Source organism: Paenibacillus endophyticus (genome assembly GCF_014192395.1).
GTDB lineage: Bacteria > Bacillota > Bacilli > Paenibacillales > Paenibacillaceae > Pristimantibacillus > Pristimantibacillus endophyticus.
The window spans coordinates 25,202-44,293 of the sequence record NZ_JACHXW010000027.1; the positions used below are offsets into that span (position 1 = coordinate 25,202).

Consider the following 19,092-nt stretch of genomic DNA (forward strand, 5'->3'; position numbering starts at 1 on the left):
CAAGCTTCCCGTGTTTCCTAATACGGTTACCGTTGCATTTTGCTCGTACGGATTGCTATCCGTTGGCACGGTTCCTCCCGTGCTGCCATTGCCGTTGTACGTTACGGTGTATGTCGGGTTGGCCTTCCACTGCGCGTACAGCGTCACGTTCGCCGCTCCCATGCCGAACGTTGCATTTGCCGCATAGGGTGTTCCTGTTCCGTTGGCCGCCGTGTTCCAGCCTGTGAAGGTGTTGCCCGTCTTCACCAAGCTTCCCGTGTTTCCTAATACGGTTACCGTTGCGCTTTGCTCGTACGGATTGCTATCCGTTGGCACGGTTCCTCCCGTGCTGCCATTGCCGTTGTACGTTACGGTGTATGTCGGGTTGGCCTTCCACTGCGCGTACAGCGTCACGTTCGCCGCTCCCATGCCGAACGTTGCATTTGCCGCATAGGGTGTTCCTGTTCCGTTGGCCGCCGTGTTCCAGCCTGTGAAGGTGTTGCCCGTCTTCACCAAGCTTCCCGTGTTTCCTAATACGGTTACTGTTGCGCTTTGCTCGTACGGATTACTATCCGTTGGCACGGTTCCTCCCGTGCTGCCATTGCCGTTATAGGTTACGCTGTATGTCGGGAGATCAATGTTTTGAAATATGTCTCCTCTGTTACCTACCGCGATAAACGTGCCGTTGCCGTAGGTGACGCCATTAAGAGACCCGTACGCACTCTCATAGCTTTTCGTCCAACTCACTAAGTCACTGGAGGTATAGATAGAATTAAATGATCCCACACCCACATACGTACCATTTCCGTAGGAGACACTATGAAGGACTCCAGAATTTACCGACTCACATGCCACGCAGATAATACCCGACGTGGTGATCATACTCCAGCTCACTCCGTCAACGGAGGTCAATATCGTTTTTCCGTTTACTGCCCAGGACACAAACTTACCATTTAGGTATTTGACGCCTTTAAGATCTGCCGCAGTGCCCGAATTTCGGCTCGTCCAGCTCACTCCGTCACTAGAGGTCAGTATCGTTCCATTTTGCCCCACCGCCACAAACTTTTGGTTGCCGTAGGTGACGCCCTTAAGTACTGACGTGGTGCTTACATTGCGATTCGTCCATAAGTCCGGCGTCTCGCTCGTCGTAGAGGTGTATATGGCTCCTGTATTTCCAGCAACTATGTTCCCTACCGCCACATAAAGGCCGTTGCCGTAACTAACGCCCCAAAGGGATAAATAATTATTGAGGGTATGGCCCGTTTTCCAGATCACTCCGTCACTAGAGGACGATGCAAGTCCAGCTCTAGTCACAGCCACAAACTGGCCATTGTCGCAACTGATACTAGAAAGCTTGAGTGTATTTTCCGGTTGGTAATACGTCCAACTCGCTCCGTCACTCGAGGTTAAGATGCCTCCCTCATCAGTCACCGCCATAAACTTGCCGTTACCGTAGCAGACGTCCTGATTACTGGTAAGAAGGTTATCAGGTTTCTGATTAACCCAATGATCAGTAGAAGCAGCACTAGCAAAAGTGGGGATCATCCCCAATAGAATAATTAATGCCATTACTAAAGAAATCCAACGTTTGTTCATAAATTGTTTCACTCACCTTTGTCTAGATTCGACATTCTCCTCTACTATAAATTAAAATAAACAAAATAGAACCTACCCGCCTGGGGTAGGTTTTTAAAAACAGGATAGGCATTTTAACCACGTCTCTATAATTGCTTTGCAATTTCCAATGCTTGTTTACGATTGTTTACTTCAAGCTTTTTGTAGATGTTTTTAATATGAAATTTCACGGTATCTACCGTAATATTCAGACGCTCGGCAATTTCCTTGTTCATCAATCTATCCCTGATTAGCAGCAAAATTGTATACTCCTGCACTGTCAGTATTCCTTTCGGTGATTGATCGGCCTCTGGTGTATCATTCATAGCACGCAACAGTTGCTTTACATAGGAACCCGAAGAAGAATTGCTGTCTTGCTGAACCTTTGAATAAGCGTTAAGCATCTCCTCCATGACAAAACCCTCGTCAATAAAACTACGAATATATCCATCTGGCTTGGCCAAATCCAAAGCAGTGCCCAATGGAATGAGCGCAGCCTCCGTTTGACCCGAATGCCATAGCGTCACACTTTGCACAATTAATACTTTTGTGTGATCACGGAGACAGTCTCCCTTACACACCAATAGATATAATCTTTCTAACAGGTATAGCGCTTCTTCTATTCGTTCGCACGCCGTAAGCACTCTAGCCAAAATCAGATGCTCTGCCATAAGATTCAATGAAACCTCATCCGTGTGCGTAAGACCACACCTTTGCAACCAATCAAGCGCATCTTGGAGCGAGCCTTGCCGCAAAGATAGATAAGCTTGTTCCGTTTCGATTTTCTCAATAAATAAAGCATAATCGGGTGAATCAATTTTCGACTTCAATTGCACCAATAGTTCGGACGCTCGCTTTGGATTTCCTTTGGCTTGCTCAATCCGCGATGCAGCGATGCCCAATTGGATCATAATTCGTGCAAGAGGCTGTTGGTCTATGCGCCCCAATGACAGACCGAAGTAAAATTCTGCCTCCTCCAACCGATTCCACTCATACAGCAAATGGATATATGCCAAGTACATATATCCAATAAAAGGATAATTTTTTTTATACTCCCATACTTTAATCCATTTCAAAATGAAGTCTTCCGCCGCATACAGATCTTTGATTAAAGTTAATTGATCATAATTCCTACTATACCCTTCATACCGGTTTACCCCCATCACCTGAAAGTAGCTTCCTTCCGGCATATATCGTTCTGTAAGGGCCAAATAATCCGATGCTCGCACAAAGTCATTTTGGATATAAGAGGCCATACCACAATAGAAATAGATATTACCCATAACCTTGTTCCAGTCTACATCGGGTAATTTCCCTTGCAGTGCTTCAAACCGATCTTTGGTTTGCTCCATTCTCTGAAAAGCGGCTTCCCACTTACCTCCTAGCATCATTACGGCTATATAAAACATTTCGATCATTGGCTTCTCCGCAAAGGAGCTTTCAGGTAAAACAGTTACCCACCTCATCAACGCAGCACTCTTCGATTGCATCAAGGCTGGGGGATTTTTCTCGATCAAACGAATAACATCCGCAAACTGTTGGCCTTCTAAATAATGCTCCACCGCCTCTTCATCAAACCCATGCTTTTCCAACCAATTCGCAGCGCGGATGTGCACTTGAATCCATTTGTCCGAATCCGTTCTGGACCCTAACTGTCGCAAGAAATCGGAAAGCAAATGGTGATATCGATACCAATTCCGCTCCTCGTCTAAGGGTATAATGAATAAATTCAGCTGCTCCAGTCTCTCCAATTGCTCTTGACTGTTCATTTGACCCGTTACTGCCTGGCATAAAGAATGGTTCATTCTACTTAAAATGGACGTTTCCAATAAAAAGGACCGCATGGTTTCCGACTGATGCAGGAACACTTCTTCCAACAAGTAATCGGATATATGATGCTGTTGACCCGAAAATTGCTGAATGGACTGCTTTATATTAGTACTGCGTTTCAGAGAGATTGCCGCCAGCTGCAATCCACTCACCCAACCCTCAGTTTGATGGAACAGCTCGGTTACTTGCCGTTTCGTTAGCGATAAATCCGTCGTATCTCGAAAAAATACAAACCCCTCTTCCAGTTCAAAGCGCAAATCCTTCATTTGGATATACTGTATTTCGCCCTTCGCCAGAAGTCTGGTAGTAGGAATCGGCAAATCGGTACGGCTAACGATATAAAGATGAATATGTGGAGGGAAATGTTCCAGTAGGTAGCTCAATGATTGGTGAATATCGGGGAGTTCAATGAAATGATAATCGTCGAGTATGATTACCAGTTCACCGGTTATATGATTCAATTCATTCAAAAGTTCCTTAATCATAGGCTCTGAAGATTCCGAAGGTCCTTTCTCAAGAAGACACCCAATCGTTTGGCCAAAGCCAGGGATTCTCTCCTGAATGGAGGCCGTTACGCAACTCCAAAATGAAATCCACTCATTATCATGCTTATCTAAAGAGACCCACGCAACAAGCGCGCTGCATTGTTTCACCCATTCACATAAAGCTGTTGTCTTTCCATAACCAGCCTGCGCGGAAACAAGCGTCAGCTTGGTTTCCATCCCCTCGTTAAGCTTGCGCATCAGCTTTGGACGGGGTACCAAAGTATTTCGTATATGGGGGATCTGAAATTTTGCACTTACAATCACTGTTGATTCCTCCACAAAAAAGCTCTAAATTAATAACTCAACTTTCGCAACGCGAAATTGGCTTGAATTCCTTGTGGCTGTAGGGATAAATCGTGTTTTTTCATTCTCTAGACAAAAAAGTGCCTTCTTCGTTTTGTATCGTGGGAGTGACTAGCAACCATGCAAACAAAGAAAGGTGTGTAATCTATGGTACACCATCGTTCCCTGTCTGACCAGTCTCGTTTTTCGACTGTTTTTACTTCTTTGAAAGTCGGCAAACTGCTTCTGGCGGCTGGCATTCACTAGTCTTTTGGCCTCTCAGCGCTCGCTGTCTTTCAGCTGCTATTCTCGCTTGTCTTTGAGGGGAAGAATTGGTCTCGACTGCTGGAAAGTGGCCGAGGCGGCTCATTGCCAGGCAAAGATGTGGTCTATCGTTTTCTAAATCATCCCAGTTTTGCGTTGCGTGCCTTTCTTCATTCGTTTAGTTTGACGATAGTCCGGCAGTTTTCCTCACTTACGAGAGTGACGTCATCTTCTGCTTCATGAGAATCGCCCAACCTTTAATAGGCAGTTAAATAAACGGCATTGGCCTATCGTCCAACCAATTGTCTAAATGCTTCCTTACCTCCCTGAACCGAAGCCTACTGTCTTACCAATATATTGTCTTCTGGTCATGTTTCACCTCTGGAAAGCCGCTTCTCTTATATAGACGGTTCTTTGGATCAATTACAGTCAGAATAGATTCACAATTTCTATAATCAATGTTACCTTTTGTATTTTCTGCGAACCGTAGAGTGTAAACGTCAGACTTACCTTTGCCTAATGGAATGGATTTTCCATAGATTCGCTTTACTTTACCATTAATAATTTGGAACACGTAATCATATCGATATCCACATATTTTATTTCCTCTCTATTAATAAAGAAATCCATTATCATGCCGCAATGAGCCCTTTTACTTTTGATTCAAAAATATCCCATTTTGTATCATACCCTACTCCATAGTTCCACCCGCTTGATCGGAGCTTCTCTCCTAAATAGATGTAATCAGTTCGTTGCTTATTGGTTAGGCTACCCTCTAAGTTTTCGTCACCAACCTTGTACCCTTTTAAATAATTATGTAGATTCCAAAGAATTTCTTCCTTATCATCGTCTTTTTCCATTCCAATGTGTAAGATAACTGAATCAATCGCATCATCTAATTTTTGAATAACAAGAGGTTCGTTATCCCAATTATTATCTATTTGATACTTTATCGTCGCTTCTAATTGGGTTAAGTCTCGGTAAATGTACGCATTTAATAGCTCATATTTCAATGCTTGATTTCTGCTCATACGTTTTTGACTCGCAAATAAAGCACCATTACATAATACTGATACTACTAAGATTACTTTTATCCAGTCTTCCTTCCTCATGCTTTCTTTCCTCCAATCCTACCTTCTTATTAAGTTAACCTCTTTGACATTCGGATCATAGTGTTGCTGTTAATGCATGACTATTTACAAACCAAGCGTCCTTTCATGTCCTCATAGCCTGTTGGGCAGCTTAATTCGTCCATTAAAAAACGATATCGTCAATGTCTTCCTTAGTACAGTCCGTTAGCGCGAATTAAAGTTTATATACTTTATATTGGCCATTATCTGATGAGAATTTTAAAATATTCCCATCTTCCGGTACCCCCTCAAAATAAGCTCCAATACAACCAGTTGTACACCTGTGTCCAGACAATAAGATATTTATCTCTCTTGCGCCATATTTGTTTTTAAGTTCATGCATAAATTCAAAAACTCTTTTTATGAACCTAGGGATCTGTTCAACTCCTTTATACACGCTAGAATCAGGAACTGCTCCAACCATTTTCACTTCGACTTTTTTTAATCTATCAGCTTCACCTAAATCAAAAACATCAAGTCTCGTATCAATGATAGCTCTTTATACCTTATCCCATTAAAATCTGCTAAGTGCCATTTGTTCGTATCCATTTAATAGAATCATGCACCAATTGTGAAAATGGTCTTTCGAAACTAACGTTTGTTGACTATAGTATCAAGTTTGTTATCTAGAAGCATCGAATCCTCCTGCTATACAATGAACTCAACAAGAGCAATACAACCGAGACAACACCGAAAGGAGCGAAAGGCATGAAATCGACAGTTGAGCTTCAAGATAAAAGAAAGCGCTTACGAATTCGTTGGCACAAGCAGGATACGGAACTGACTCTTTTGGCATTGCCTACGACGATATGGTACATCCTCTTTTGTTTCTTACCTATGTTCGGGATCATTATTGCCTTCAAAAACTTCAGAATTAGCGGCGGGTTCTTGAGCAATGTATTCAATAGTCCTTGGGTAGGCTTCAAAAACTTCGAGTTCTTATTTAAGTCGAATGACGCTTGGATTATTATTCGAAACACCATTGGATACAACATTATTTTTATCGTGCTAGGTATTGTTCTGCCCGTCCTACTCGCTATTATGATTGGACTGCTCCACAGCCGCAAGGCGAGTAAAGTTTATCAGACGATGATGTTCCTCCCCTATTTCCTATCCTGGGTTGTCGTCTCTGCGGTAGGCTGGGCGTTCCTGAGCTTTGATAAAGGCATTCTCAATCAAATGCTCGTCAATATGGGTGGCGATCCTGTTAACTGGTATATGGAGCCGGCATACTGGCCCTATTTTCTCATTCTCTTAAATGTCTGGAAAGGCTTAGGCTATGGCATGGTCATCTATCTGGCAACCATCACAAGCCTTGATAGCACCTATTACGAAGCAGCTGTTATTGATGGCGCTTCCATTTGGCAGCAGACGCGATATATCACATTGCCAATGCTCAAACTCGTTATCGTCATGCTGTTCATTTTGGCGGTTGGACGTATATTCTATACCGATTTCGGCTTGTTCTATCAGGTGACGCGAGATTCCAACTCTTTGTTCAACGTGTCCACCACCATCGATGTCATGGTGTATAAACAACTGAAATCCGCTACCTTGGGGATGGCAGCTGCAGCCGCATTCGTGCAGTCGGTTCTGGGCTGTGCAACTATTCTAATCGCTAACTGGATTGTTCGCAAAATTGATCCGGATAGCGCGATGATGTAAGGAGGTAACGCAATGTCAACGAGAAAGACTTATGAAACAGGCCTTGAGAAATTCAACCGTACGAGCAACGTCGTAAACCTTTTTTTCAACCTGATATTTATCGTCTTGGCGCTGCTCTGCGTCATACCTGTAATCGTTGTTCTATCCATTTCATTCTCCAGTGAGGACTCCATACGGGAGACAGGGTATCATCTGCTGCCCGTTGCTTTGTCAGGAGAAGCCTACGCCTATGTCATTAAGCAGGGAACGATGATTCTGCGGGCGCTCGGTGTATCTGCTCTTGTTACTGTGGTTGGTACTGTGCTCGGCGTATTGCTTACCACCTCTATGGGTTATGTGCTTTCTCGCCCAACTTACAAGCTCAATGGCTTTCTGACTTGGGTCGTGTTCATCCCGATGATATTCAACGGCGGTCTCGTATCCAGCTACTTCATTAACACAAATTTATTAGGACTAAAGGACAGCGTCTGGGCGCTTATTCTGCCGCTGGCCGTCTCATCGTTCAACGTAATCATTTGTAAAACCTTTTTCAAAAGCACGATTCCCGATGGGCTGATTGAGTCTGCTGAAATAGATGGCGCTAGCCAGCTGCGAATCTTTTTTTCTATCATCTTGCCTATATCCTTGCCGGTCATTGCTACAATCGGGTTGTTCCTCTGCTTCTCTTATTGGAATGACTGGTTCCAATCGATGCTGTACATCGACAACCAGAACCTCTACTCACTGCAGGCGCTCCTAAATAGCTTGATGAGCAACGTAGACGCGCTTGCCAAAAATGCTGCAAGCATGGGCGTTAGCTATGCCGTGCTAGTCGCAACAATGCCGAAGGAATCTGCACGTATGGCTGTTGCTATTATTATCGTTCTGCCTGTGGCCTTTGCCTATCCTTTCTTCCAGAAATATTTCATTTCCGGGCTGACGATTGGCGCTGTCAAAGGATAACCAACGAAATAAGCCAGGCTAGCTTGGTTTATGATAGATCACTTTACGCCTCGTACGGTGATACAACTTCAATAAGGGGGAAATGAAATGAAGAAATCTTGGAAGCTCATCTCTATGCTCTGTACGCTCACACTGCTGGTGGCTGCTTTAGCAGCCTGCTCCGGCTCGAATTCACCAGCTGCAACAAATGCAGCTAATGCAACGAATGAAGCTACAGATGCACCAAAGGACACGGAGCCTAGCAAGGATATTCCGACGCTGGTCTGGTGGACCATCGGCGGCCAAGTGCCGAATAACTTCAGCAAAGCTATCGATGCCATGAATGCGTACACAGCCGAGAAAATTGGCGTGAAAATTGACATTAAAGTCGCCAGCTGGGGTGAATGGGATACCAAAATAAACACGATTGTGAATACGGGCGAGCCATTCGACATTATGTTCACAAACAGCGGCAAATACAGCAAACAAGTAGCTATGGGAGCTTTTGCCGACATCACTGATTTGGTTCAAAGCGAAACTCCTGATTTATACAAATTGATTCCTGAAAAGGTATGGGACGGCACGAAAATTGGCGGCAAATATTATTCCGTTCCTACCTATAAGGATTCTGCGCTAACGCAATATTGGGTATACGATGATAAATACGTGCAAAAATACAATATCGATATCAACAACATCAAAACACTGCAGGACCTTGATGCGCCTCTGCACAGCATAAAGGCTGGCGAAGGCAAGAGCTTCTACCCCATGCCAATGACGCAAGGCGAAGGCTTGAACGGTTTCTTTAACAATTATGACGATCTAACGCTAGGCTTCTCACCCATTGGTGTAAAAACAGACGATGCGTCACGCACGGTTGTCTCTGTTCTTGAGCAGCCTGATATTATGGCCGATTTGAAGCTCCTGCACCAATGGTATCAAGACGGCATCATCAATCCTGATGCTCCGACTAAAACAGAGAGCGACAAAGGCAGACCATTCTTCGCAGCACAGGCATTCCCAGGCGCAGAAGTAAGCTGGCAAATCAATGATGCTGTTCAAAAGTATGATATGGTTCAGCACTTCGGACCTATTTATACAACAAGTACGATCCAAGGCTCCCTGAACGCCATTTCTGCGAATTCGAAATACAAGAACGAAGCATTGAAGTACCTCGAATTAGTAAACACAGATCCAAAACTGCGCAATATGCTTGCATTCGGCGAACTGGACGTAGATTATAAAAATGTCGATGGCGAGAAGGTAATCGAGCGCACCTCCGATACTTGGCCGCTGGCTGCTTATTCTCAAGCTACATTCTTTAACCTAGCCGTTACCAAAGGTGCCCCTGAGGACCAATGGGATCAAGTTAAAAAGCTAAACGATGCAGCGACATCCTCCTCTCTACTGGGTTTCGCGCTGGACATCAGCAATCTTCAGACAGAAGTAGCGAATTGCCAATCCGTATGGGATAAATACAAATACGAACTCATTACAGGCGCATCCGATCCGGAGAAAGTGATTCCGAAGCTTACGGCTGAATTAAAGTCCGCTGGCATGGATACGATTATGAAAGCGGCGCAAGAGCAAATTAATAGCTACTTCAAGTAAGTTAAGGTGAAACGGCTATCGCCGCCCTATGGCGGCGCCTGCGCGATTCCTTCCGAGAAATATAGAGACAGTAATTCGAAATGATAGGCTTTCCTATCTTTTAAATAAGCATCCCTTATGGAGATACCTCGGTATGGGATGCTTTTTTCTTGCTATCTATGAAGCTTCGCTTAATCATGTTACAGTGGTAAGGTAAACGCTTACTTTAGAGCATGCTGCTGCAATTGAGGTGTCGAATGAGCTCTTTTTTACAAATCAAAATTTATCGTTACAAGTTTATTGCCTATGTCATCTTCGTCGTGACCATTGGACTCGCGCTTGGCATTCTGACCTGTGCCATGCTGCTGAATCAATGGGTTGGGGATGCACGCTTGGAGGCTGCCAATGCTTTCGCGGGTGTAGAGAACGAGCTTCAGTATGATGCTGACCGAATTGAGGCTTACATGCAGCGTATCTATTCCAACCATGGTCTGATGGATGATGCTCGCAGTTTTTTAAGCAGCAGTGCCGAAGGCTACTTAACCAATAGCCTGCAAAACAGCCAATTCTCACAGCCGCTGGTATCCTTTCCAGAGGATATTAAAACCTACCTTTACAGCTGGGCGCAAGGCGGAATTACGCAGGTTAGCTTGCATACCGGACAATATGGCAATGTCGTACAATTTAACGATAACGGAATTGCAAGCTTCATGTTCGGTCTGCCGAATACGGATGAAGCTTTTAACGATACCATTTTGAATGGCTTCGTATATCGCAAGAAACTCTCGGATCTAGCGCTGGGCTCTAAGGAATTAGGGGAGCTTCGCTTCTTGGTCAGCAGTGAACGAATCTTTAAGTCTATTCAAAATTATCGGTTGGGAGAGGCCGCTGCTGTCAGCGCTTCCGGTGAGATCTACCTGATCGGTAACGGACAGGACCCCGACTTGAAGGAATTATCCCGTCTAGCGGTAGCGAATGGACGCAGTCATGGTTATATTTCGAAGGGATTATTTGAGCATAGCTTTTTTATCGCCTTCCCATCCACAAAGTTCAATTTCAAATTCGTTAGCATCGTTGATTTATCTATGCTCATTCGGCAGCATGCCAAGATGCTGATCACCATATTTCTAATCGTATTAACGACTATGATTAGTGTACTATTGCTCATTGTGTACAATATGCGGGACGATTCCCGCTTCCTGCACCGAATTATTCAATCGATTGGACGTGTGAAAACAGCCAATTTCACACCTAATCGCCCTGCCCGTTATCGTCGCAATGAATACGGCATGATCGCAAGGGAATTGGACGATATGATTCAACAGCTCGATAAGCATATCCGGAATGAATATTTGCTTAAACTAAAGCAGCAAGAAACAGAGATGAAAGCACTCCAAAATCAGATCAACCCTCATTTTCTTTATAATACGTTGGAGGTCATACGCTCCACTGCTCTCGTTAACCAGGATAGGGACACCGCTGATGCCATCGCTACCTTAGGAGCCCTCTATCGCGAAATAGTCAAAAAGGAAAATATCATTACGCTTGCAAGTGAGCTGGAATTGCTGCAGAAATACTTGGAGATTATGGAGTTTAAGTATCCGGAACGTTTTTTTTATCAAGTCAATGTAGACCCGACGCTGCTTTTGATCCCCACCGTGAAATTTTGGATGCAGCCTTTGGCTGAGAATTTTTTTATCCATGGCTTTAATGCTAGCAATGAGTTTAATCTGTATGTCGTGAATGGCTGGGAAGCTGAGGAATGTTACGTATTAGAATTTGTGGATAATGGGCGTGGTATTCAATCGGAGCGTTTACATGCCGTGCGAAACACACTGTCCAACCAGGATGACACTTCCTCCGAGAGTATCGGTTTACGCAACGTCTACACAAGGCTTCACTTCTTTTACGGGAAAAGCTTTTCCATAGAGATCGGAAATAATGAGGAAGCTGGCGTTAAGATTTCTGTACGGATTCCAAAAGAGGTGATAGAGAATGTACAAACTGCTGATCATGGATGACGAACCACAGATTCTGGAGGGCATGAAGCGGATCCTAGACTGGAAGCAATACGGATTCAGTCGAATAGATACCTGCGAATCTACTGAGGCGGCCATGTCTAAGGTTGTAGACCTCCTGCCGGATGTCGCGATTTTTGATGTCTGCGTTGGCAAGGATCTTGGCTACGAAGCGATCCAAAAGCTTAACGAGCTCCAAATTCCTACCAAGTATGTCATTATGAGCGGCTATAGTGAATTCAAGTATGCCCAAGAGGCCATTCGTTGTGGCGTTAAAGACTATTTGCTCAAGCCTTTGGATCGTACAAAGCTGCAGCAAGTGATCGAGAAAATTATCGTTGAAGATCTGGGCGGTACCATCGGCAATATAAGCTGCGAGAGCTTGAACAAGGATCCGGTACTGGGTGTAAGCTATGACCGCTTGTCCAAGCTGGTCAACCGCATACTGCTGATGATCAAGACCGAGTATGCTCAGAATATCACCTTAAAATCAGTGGCAGAGCTCTTCCAGATGAACAGCACCTATCTTGGCCAATTATTCCTTAAAGAATCCGGAATGAAATTCTCAGAGTATCTCATGGCTTACCGGATGCTTCTCGCACAAGAACGTATTCAATCGTCAGATGAGAAGATTTCTTCTATCGCCATTTCCGTAGGCTACAACAATCTCAATTATTTCTATACTCACTTTCAAAGCTTTTTCGGGAAATCTCCCTCTGATCTGCGGGGAAAAGGATAATAACGATCTAGGCAGAATGGAGAATATGGATGCTAAAGCGCTCTAGATACAGAAGTATCTTCATGACGATCAGTATTATACTGCTGCTCACAGCGTATGCAACCGGCTGCTCCCAGCAGCCTGGCAGAAACATCGATGATAACGAGTATGGTGAAACCGTAAATCTGATTTATTACACGATTGGAGAGCCGGACAAGGATCTGAAGCTCGTAAATGATAAAATCAATGAAATCATGGCTCGTAAAATTGGCGTCACGATCACTTATATAAAGATTGGGTGGCAGGAATATGAAGACCGGCTGAACACCCTTATTTCCGCTGGCACTCCTTTCGACATTGCTTTTGCACCCAACTATGCAAACACCGCTATGCGCGGCGCATGGCTAAGACTGAATGACTATCTTACAAGCCTGGGCAAGGATCTGTACGATACTATTGACCCAACCTTCTGGCAAGGGCTGCAAATGAATGACGGAGGCATCTATGGGGTACCGACCAATAAAGAACTGGCCGTGCGTGATCATTGGATGTACCCCGCTTCAATCATAAATAAGTACGATATCGACATTACCGAATACGATACGCTCGAATCGCTTGAGCCTTTGCTCCGGATGGTTCAAGAGAATGAGCCTGCATACATTCCGATGGAATTGGACCGGGATTCCCACAATTTCTTCGCGCTCTATGGCTACGAATATATTGTGAACAACAAAGTTCCTTTAATGGTGAAATCACTGGATGCTAACGCGAAAGTTGTCAATATCTTCGAGACAAAGGAAGCACGGCAAGTATTGGACACATTAAGGCGCTATTATAAAGAGGGCTTCATTAACGAAGACGCCGCGCTGCGGGAGCCTGGCGGACTTAAGCGTGGAGATAAAGTGTTCTGGAAGTCCTCCGGCGGCGGCCCCATCTCGGAGACAACATGGAGCAAGGATCGCGGCTACAAGGTTGTATCCAATCCCGTAACCCCTAGCGTCGTCACTACGGAATCGGTCCGTGGCGGAATCATGGCCGTTAATGCCAACACCAAGCATCCCATTGCGTGCATCAAATTTCTGAATCTGCTCAATACCGATCCTGAAATACGAAACCTATTCAACTATGGGATTGAAGGGGTGCATTACACGCTGAGCGAACAAGGGCAAGCGATTCCCATTCCCGGGAAAGACAGCCAAGGCGACCCCATTCCGGATGCGCCAGCAAGCTATGCAGGCGTACAATATACGCAAGGCAACTGGTTTATTCTGAAAACCATGGGCGGCGATAACCCGGAACCTCTCGATAAATGGGAGCAATTCCGCAAATACAACGCTGAAGCAGTCCAATCGACCGTTCTAGGCTTCACTCCTGATCTATCCAAGCAGTCCGCCCAAATCGAGAATATTGAGATGATTTGGAAAAAATACTATCCGAGCCTCATGACGGGTACCGTCGATGTTGATTCGATCCTCCCCAAATTCAATGAGGAGCTAAAGCAAGCAGGCATTGAAGCGGTAATGAAGGAAGTACAGAAGCAGCTGGATGCTCAGCTTAAAGCGTCAAGTGCGTTGGCAGCTTCTGCATCCCAATAGATTAACTCTGCAAATAGAAACAGCGGCAGCCAAGACCGAATGAATACGGTCTCGCTTCCGCTGTTTTTATGCCATCGGGGGCACTTTTGATGCCTCTTGCCTAAAAGCGGCTCAGGTGTTTAAACGGAGAAGAAAGTTGCGCGTACTGCAATAAGCGTCTTCCCATCCCATTTTTGCATAAAAACGAAGTCCGTCCATTCCTTTAAAATAATATGCTCCAATTAATCTCTCTTCGAAATTCGGAATCACTATTCCAGCTTTTTCTTGGTATTCTTGATAAGCCTGAATGACTTCACGACCCTCCATGTGCCTATCGAGAATGGCGAGATCAACTAGAAAATCTCCATATGCGCAGTTGCCATCAATAATACCGGTTATACGCGTGCCGTCGGACAGAATATTCCATTGGTGAAAGTCCCCATGAATAAAGTAGCGGTGCGGTTCATTGTAAGAGGAGTAGGCCATCAAGCGGCTGTAGCATTCAGCAAAGACGTCTTTTTCTAAACAAGTGCTTTCAAATAATTCATACCAATTGTCCCAGAAGCTCCCTGGCTGTTCCTCCGCAAATGCTGCAACCAAATAGTCCTTCCATGTCTGGAATGCTCCGTCACCCGTAGGCCCTATCCACCCATATCCGCTTGTTCGCCCGAGATCTACTTGATTTAGACGCGTCAAGTTTTTGATAAGCTCTGGAACCTGGCGGGTTTGCTCCTCGGCTGAGAAATCCGCTAGAATGCGGCCGTCCATCCTCTCTAGGATACAATATGCTAAATGTCCGGCTTTCCCTTGCCTAAGGCATCTGGGATATGGAATCCCCTGCTTGGAAAGCATAGTTGATATATAATGCTCCGTTTCATACGCTCCTTCCATGTCGCTGAACTTAATGACGTATCCTCTCCCTTCATTATTGAAGGAGAAAACACTGCTCAAGTTGCCGCCTGCCATTGGCGTTATCTCTGCCACGTTAGAACCTAGTTGAGTCTTTAATACTCTCTCAACCTCGCTTATAGTCACGCTTGGTTTCTCATATGCAGTCATTGCCACACCTCACTCTTTCCCTTTACACAACGGTATTGCTTATAGTTGTCAGAAAACCGTTCCTAGCGGCAGTACCAATTATATGCTCAATGGATTGTATTGCCTTATCTCTAAACAAAAACCATTCATCTTTGTATGCATCATGAATCAAAGTCTCTGGGTATCCCGTTAAAAGTTCTGATGGAAAAGAACGAATTAAAGAATAAACATCAAAACGAACTAAACGGTTTCCTTCTTGGTCTAGAAATTCATATTGTCCATTTTTATAATAAGAACCAGGTATGTCAAGATTAAGATTCCAAGAGTAGTTAGTAGGAGCTTCGACCTTTTCACCTTTGTTTTTCACAAAAATATGATGGATTGCTTCGTTATATGCATTCCCATATACTTGCTGTACTACTCCGCCCATGATCATATGGTATTCTAGTTGCGTGGTTTTCACCTGTACACCGTCTATGAGAAATGGTTTAGTATCTACAGTCACTGCTAATTTACTGTAATTAACGTTGCATTCAAACGTCTCTGCAATAAAACGAAGCGGAACAAACATGCAATTGTTTTTCATATAAGGTTTTACGTCAAGCGGCATTTTCTCACCATTCTTCACCGCTGTACTACTGTTTAGCGATATGATTACGTTCATATCGTTTTTACTGAGAATAACCGCTGAATTGGACCATTCGACGTTTGCACCCAAGTTTTCACTAATTGCACGAAGAGGCACCATTATGCGTTTGTACTTTATTTCGGGCAACACATCGGATGCAATAGTAACTCCATCCATTTTGATTTGAATGGCTGCCGCATAAGCAGTTGATGATGTAATACATAAAAGAATCGCAACAAAAAAACCAAGGCATGTTTTTTTCATCATGGATCACTCCTTTTTAATTATATTAGGTGAATAATATCGCCCCCATAATAAGACAAAAATGTTTTGTTGCGGCTCTCTGTCTCGACTACACAGGCCTGATTTACAAAGCCTTTCCCTATGATCTGGTATGATGTTTTTACTTGTTCGAGAAGAAATTGGCCTGCAATCCTTTCTGCTTGCGTAACCACGAAGTTTTCCACCGTTTCTTTCATCTCCTTCCATTTAATAAGGAATGCCGGAACTACATTCACTGAATCGTTATGATTTCATTCCCGTCTTTATTTATACCGATTATGGCAGGTAGAACCGAACCGCTGGACCCAAGAAGATTATCATACGTTATGAACCATATTCTCGTACCATCCGCGACTTGAACAATTTTTGCTTTGTTGCCCGAAGACTGCACTTCGGAAATATGTGAATCCGTAATTACACCGTATGAAAAATTTAAATAAACCGAGTCCATATTGGCATATAAGGCTGACAAGCCCTCATCTGGATTAAGTCGTGTGTATCCTGTTCCTGTTACCCATTCCCAATCTTCTGATTTTTGTCTAATAAATGCTGCACCTAAACCTTCATTACTTTTATAAAAGACAAGCAAACCATTTTTGATCATTTCAGCATGGTAAACCTCATCACTTTGAACATAATCAGGGAATTCTTTTCGAATCTTCTCCATTATAGATGTTTCATTCTTTGAACATCCGCTTACCAAGATAAGAAATACGAATAAGGCTATTGTGATAGAAAATGATGTTCTCATTTCCAATTCCCCCCTAACACTGCGATATGACAGTTCTGTTCCAGAAGGATCGGCTTACCTCATCAGCTATATAAAAAAGAGACAGGTCAGCTAAAAGCCTACTGTCTCATCAAATACAATTGAACAAGTCCCCGAACCCGCCCTCACCTAATCGATACATCAGCACGTGGCAGTAACATTAAGCCATATACAGCCTAGTTACATGCTATCGCGCAATTCGCAAGAATAAATACAATAAAACAAATATACCAATATCTATTTTATTTGCCAATTATTTTTTTCATTTTAAAACAAACTAAAGCAGCAAAAAAGTTGAAACAGCTGTCATATGACATGATTTTATTTTTTAGCAGCTATAGGTATTAATATGGTCTTATCATAGGTTTTAATATAGCGGAAACCGTCCATAAGCAGCTGCTCCGGTTGTTCCATCGTGTTAAAAGAATACGTCTGCTCCCACAGGATATTGCCATTTTTCAGATCCCAAGGACGTGGAGTGGAAATGGCGGATACGGGAACCTTAATATCCCCAGTCTGTACCGATAAATTTTCCGTCTCGACGAAGGTGAATTGTTTTCTGGCGATTACAATATCATAGCCTGTACCGTTTTTTGTAACGCTTCGAATCCATAGCTTTTCATCACCGATTTTGATCGATAGATCCGAAGGCGAAGCTAGGGAAATCGGCTTTTTCACATTTTGGTATCCGTCGAAATTTTCGAGTACAAGTTCAATCGTTTCGAGCTTGTCTGTCGGAAGCACATCAAATTCAAGTTCAAAACCCGGTCTGCCCTTTTTTTCGTCGCGACTTGATTGCATGCCCCATGATTTCACCTCTGTTCCATTCACATAAAGCTTTGTTTTACCTGGAAATCTCGGAAATTCCTCGTTATCCATTTCATAATGTCCCTTCACAACGGTTGAAGTGGGTGAAGCCGTAATGGAGTCATAGTAGACAGTTCCCTGATCGACAGAAACGGATTTCGCGATGTCCTCTTTAAGCAAACTGTTCATCGCTTTATTTGCATCAAACTTGAAGGAAATCGGATACAATGCCTTCTCCCCGGTTTCTAGCCACTCATCAAAGGTAACGGTTAATGTTCTGGCGAACGGGCTGACCGACTCGAATTTATAGGTGCCCTCGAAATGGGTCTCGTCATCGGTGAGATTGCCACCGCTTCCTTCTCTCGGATTTGAATTCGTCAAAAATCCTTGCATATTGCCCACTCCGTAACGAAAGGTTCTATCGTCCTTAAATACGGAGCCTGAGGGCCGATCGATGGTGTAATACATTAACATTCCGTTATCGTCTGCAATGACCCCGTTAATGGTAATAACCGTGCCATCATCCAGCGTTTTGCTCTTGTTGACCGTTTGTCCGTAGCCTTGCTCCGCCACCTCAGAAAAGCTTAGAGAACTCAGCTCGATCTTATTCAACAGCTTGCCTCCGTAATAAGCAAATGCAGGGTATTGATAAGTTCCGACAATCAGAAGGAGCGCTGCCGCCGATGCTGCAACCCATGTCATCGCTCTGTTCATCTTTCTTTTCTTAGCGGGTACATGCTCAAGTGCATGTCGAAGCCTGTCCTCAAGTTTTGACGGGGCCTGTACGATATTCAAGCTCTGCTTGTGCTCCTCTATTCTCTCCTCGATCGTTTTCATAACGATCACCTCCGATCATGGTTTTCAGCTTTTGTATGCCCTGCGAAATTCTTGATTTGATTGTGCCTAGTGGCGTACCGGTCATATCCGCAATGGTCTGATAAGGAAGATCATGTACGTAACGAAGCTCAATGGCTTCCCGCTGCCGCTCATTCAGATGAGAGAGCAGCACCTCCATGTCCATCTCAGACTCCGTAGCGCGGTATGGATTGTCATCTGTCCTTGAAGCAAGCGAGAGTTCACCCTCGCCCTCTAGCGGAATACATCGTTCCTTGCCGCGAAGGATGGTTTTGCAGCGATTGACGAGAATGGTTTTGCTCCAGCTGTAGAAGGCCTCGCTCTTCTGCAATTGATCCAGCTTTTCATACAACGTCACAATCATGTCTTCCATTGCATCCATTGCATCATGCTCATTTCTCATATAGCTATAGGCAAGTCGATAATAAGCGTCTTGATCGGCTATGATTAGTTGTAGTAAAGCTTCCTTGTTGCCTCTTTGGGCTTGTTTGACAAGACGGCTTATATTCACGTTCTCACCCCTTTTCATAAATAAGAGATCTCACGGGCTAATAAAGTTCATTATCTACAAAAAAAATCTCCA

The 19,092-nt window shown here is 44.0% G+C and carries 14 protein-coding genes and 2 pseudogenes; 7 read left to right on the top strand and 9 right to left on the bottom strand.

Features of this window, described 5'->3' with window-relative positions; all coding sequences use genetic code 11:
* Both FHS16_RS28120 and FHS16_RS32535 read right to left on the bottom strand, forming a co-directional pair.
* Positions 1 to 1,575, bottom strand: a 1,575-nt coding sequence (locus FHS16_RS28120; protein ID WP_183570517.1) for an InlB B-repeat-containing protein, incomplete at its 3' end; no start/stop codon positions are given.
* A gap of 125 nt (positions 1,576 to 1,700) precedes the next feature.
* Positions 1,701 to 4,232 (bottom strand): winged helix-turn-helix domain-containing protein, encoded by a 2,532-nt coding sequence (locus FHS16_RS32535; RefSeq protein ID WP_183570519.1) that lies wholly within the window; start codon positions 4,230 to 4,232, stop codon positions 1,701 to 1,703.
* Positions 4,233 to 4,418: 186 nt separating this feature from the next.
* Between FHS16_RS32535 and FHS16_RS32840 the strand changes: the two are divergent.
* Positions 4,419 to 4,727, top strand: a pseudogene (locus FHS16_RS32840) (IS4 family transposase); the annotation flags it as partial.
* 419 nt (positions 4,728 to 5,146) lie between these two features.
* On the opposite strand, the gene FHS16_RS28130 reads toward FHS16_RS32840, so the two are convergent.
* Entirely contained in the window at positions 5,147 to 5,626 is a 480-nt protein-coding gene (locus FHS16_RS28130; RefSeq protein WP_183570521.1) for a hypothetical protein, read from the bottom strand.
* 193 nt (positions 5,627 to 5,819) lie between these two features.
* Positions 5,820 to 6,143, bottom strand: a pseudogene (locus FHS16_RS28135) (histidine phosphatase family protein); the annotation flags it as partial.
* Positions 6,144 to 6,352: 209 nt separating this feature from the next.
* Here FHS16_RS28135 and FHS16_RS28140 point away from each other — a divergent pair.
* From FHS16_RS28140 to FHS16_RS28165, 6 genes are all read left to right on the top strand, one after another.
* Complete coding sequence (locus FHS16_RS28140; protein WP_183570523.1) at positions 6,353 to 7,309, top strand: ABC transporter permease; 957 nt, start codon at positions 6,353 to 6,355, stop codon at positions 7,307 to 7,309.
* A gap of 12 nt (positions 7,310 to 7,321) precedes the next feature.
* Positions 7,322 to 8,251: a carbohydrate ABC transporter permease gene (locus FHS16_RS28145; RefSeq protein WP_183570525.1), complete on the top strand. Its 930-nt coding sequence runs from the start codon at positions 7,322 to 7,324 to the stop codon at positions 8,249 to 8,251.
* An 87-nt stretch (positions 8,252 to 8,338) separates the two neighbouring features.
* Positions 8,339 to 9,841: an ABC transporter substrate-binding protein gene (locus tag FHS16_RS28150; protein WP_183570527.1), complete on the top strand. Its 1,503-nt coding sequence runs from the start codon at positions 8,339 to 8,341 to the stop codon at positions 9,839 to 9,841.
* 236 nt (positions 9,842 to 10,077) lie between these two features.
* Complete coding sequence (locus tag FHS16_RS28155; RefSeq protein WP_183570529.1) at positions 10,078 to 11,841, top strand: sensor histidine kinase; 1,764 nt, start codon at positions 10,078 to 10,080, stop codon at positions 11,839 to 11,841.
* A complete protein-coding gene (locus FHS16_RS28160) occupies positions 11,816 to 12,577 on the top strand; it encodes a response regulator transcription factor (protein ID WP_183570531.1) in 762 nt (253 codons plus the stop codon). The genes FHS16_RS28155 and FHS16_RS28160 overlap by 26 nt, the downstream gene beginning before the upstream one ends.
* Before the next feature lie 62 nt (positions 12,578 to 12,639).
* The gene (locus FHS16_RS28165) at positions 12,640 to 14,151 is read left to right on the top strand and encodes an ABC transporter substrate-binding protein (RefSeq protein WP_246432011.1); all 1,512 of its coding nucleotides are present in this window, start codon (positions 12,640 to 12,642) and stop codon (positions 14,149 to 14,151) included.
* A 111-nt stretch (positions 14,152 to 14,262) separates the two neighbouring features.
* Here the strand turns inward: FHS16_RS28165 and FHS16_RS28170 are convergent, their stop codons facing one another.
* The 5 genes from FHS16_RS28170 to FHS16_RS28190 all read right to left on the bottom strand — a co-directional run bounded on the left by FHS16_RS28170 (position 14,263) and on the right by FHS16_RS28190 (position 19,020).
* On the bottom strand, positions 14,263 to 15,189 hold the full coding sequence (locus tag FHS16_RS28170; protein WP_183570535.1) for an aminoglycoside phosphotransferase family protein: 927 nt from the start codon (positions 15,187 to 15,189) through the stop codon (positions 14,263 to 14,265).
* A 22-nt stretch (positions 15,190 to 15,211) separates the two neighbouring features.
* Positions 15,212 to 16,060, bottom strand: coding sequence for a stalk domain-containing protein (locus tag FHS16_RS28175; RefSeq protein ID WP_183570628.1), 849 nt, complete (start codon positions 16,058 to 16,060; stop codon positions 15,212 to 15,214).
* A 250-nt stretch (positions 16,061 to 16,310) separates the two neighbouring features.
* Positions 16,311 to 16,829: a hypothetical protein gene (locus tag FHS16_RS28180; RefSeq protein WP_183570537.1), complete on the bottom strand. Its 519-nt coding sequence runs from the start codon at positions 16,827 to 16,829 to the stop codon at positions 16,311 to 16,313.
* Between the two features lie 339 nt (positions 16,830 to 17,168).
* Positions 17,169 to 18,491, bottom strand: coding sequence for a DUF4179 domain-containing protein (locus FHS16_RS28185; protein WP_183570539.1), 1,323 nt, complete (start codon positions 18,489 to 18,491; stop codon positions 17,169 to 17,171).
* Positions 18,418 to 19,020, bottom strand: a complete 603-nt coding sequence (locus FHS16_RS28190; protein ID WP_183570541.1) for a sigma-70 family RNA polymerase sigma factor — start codon at positions 19,018 to 19,020, stop codon at positions 18,418 to 18,420. Before FHS16_RS28190 ends, FHS16_RS28185 begins: the two co-directional genes overlap by 74 nt.
* Positions 19,021 to 19,092 lie beyond the last annotated feature (72 nt).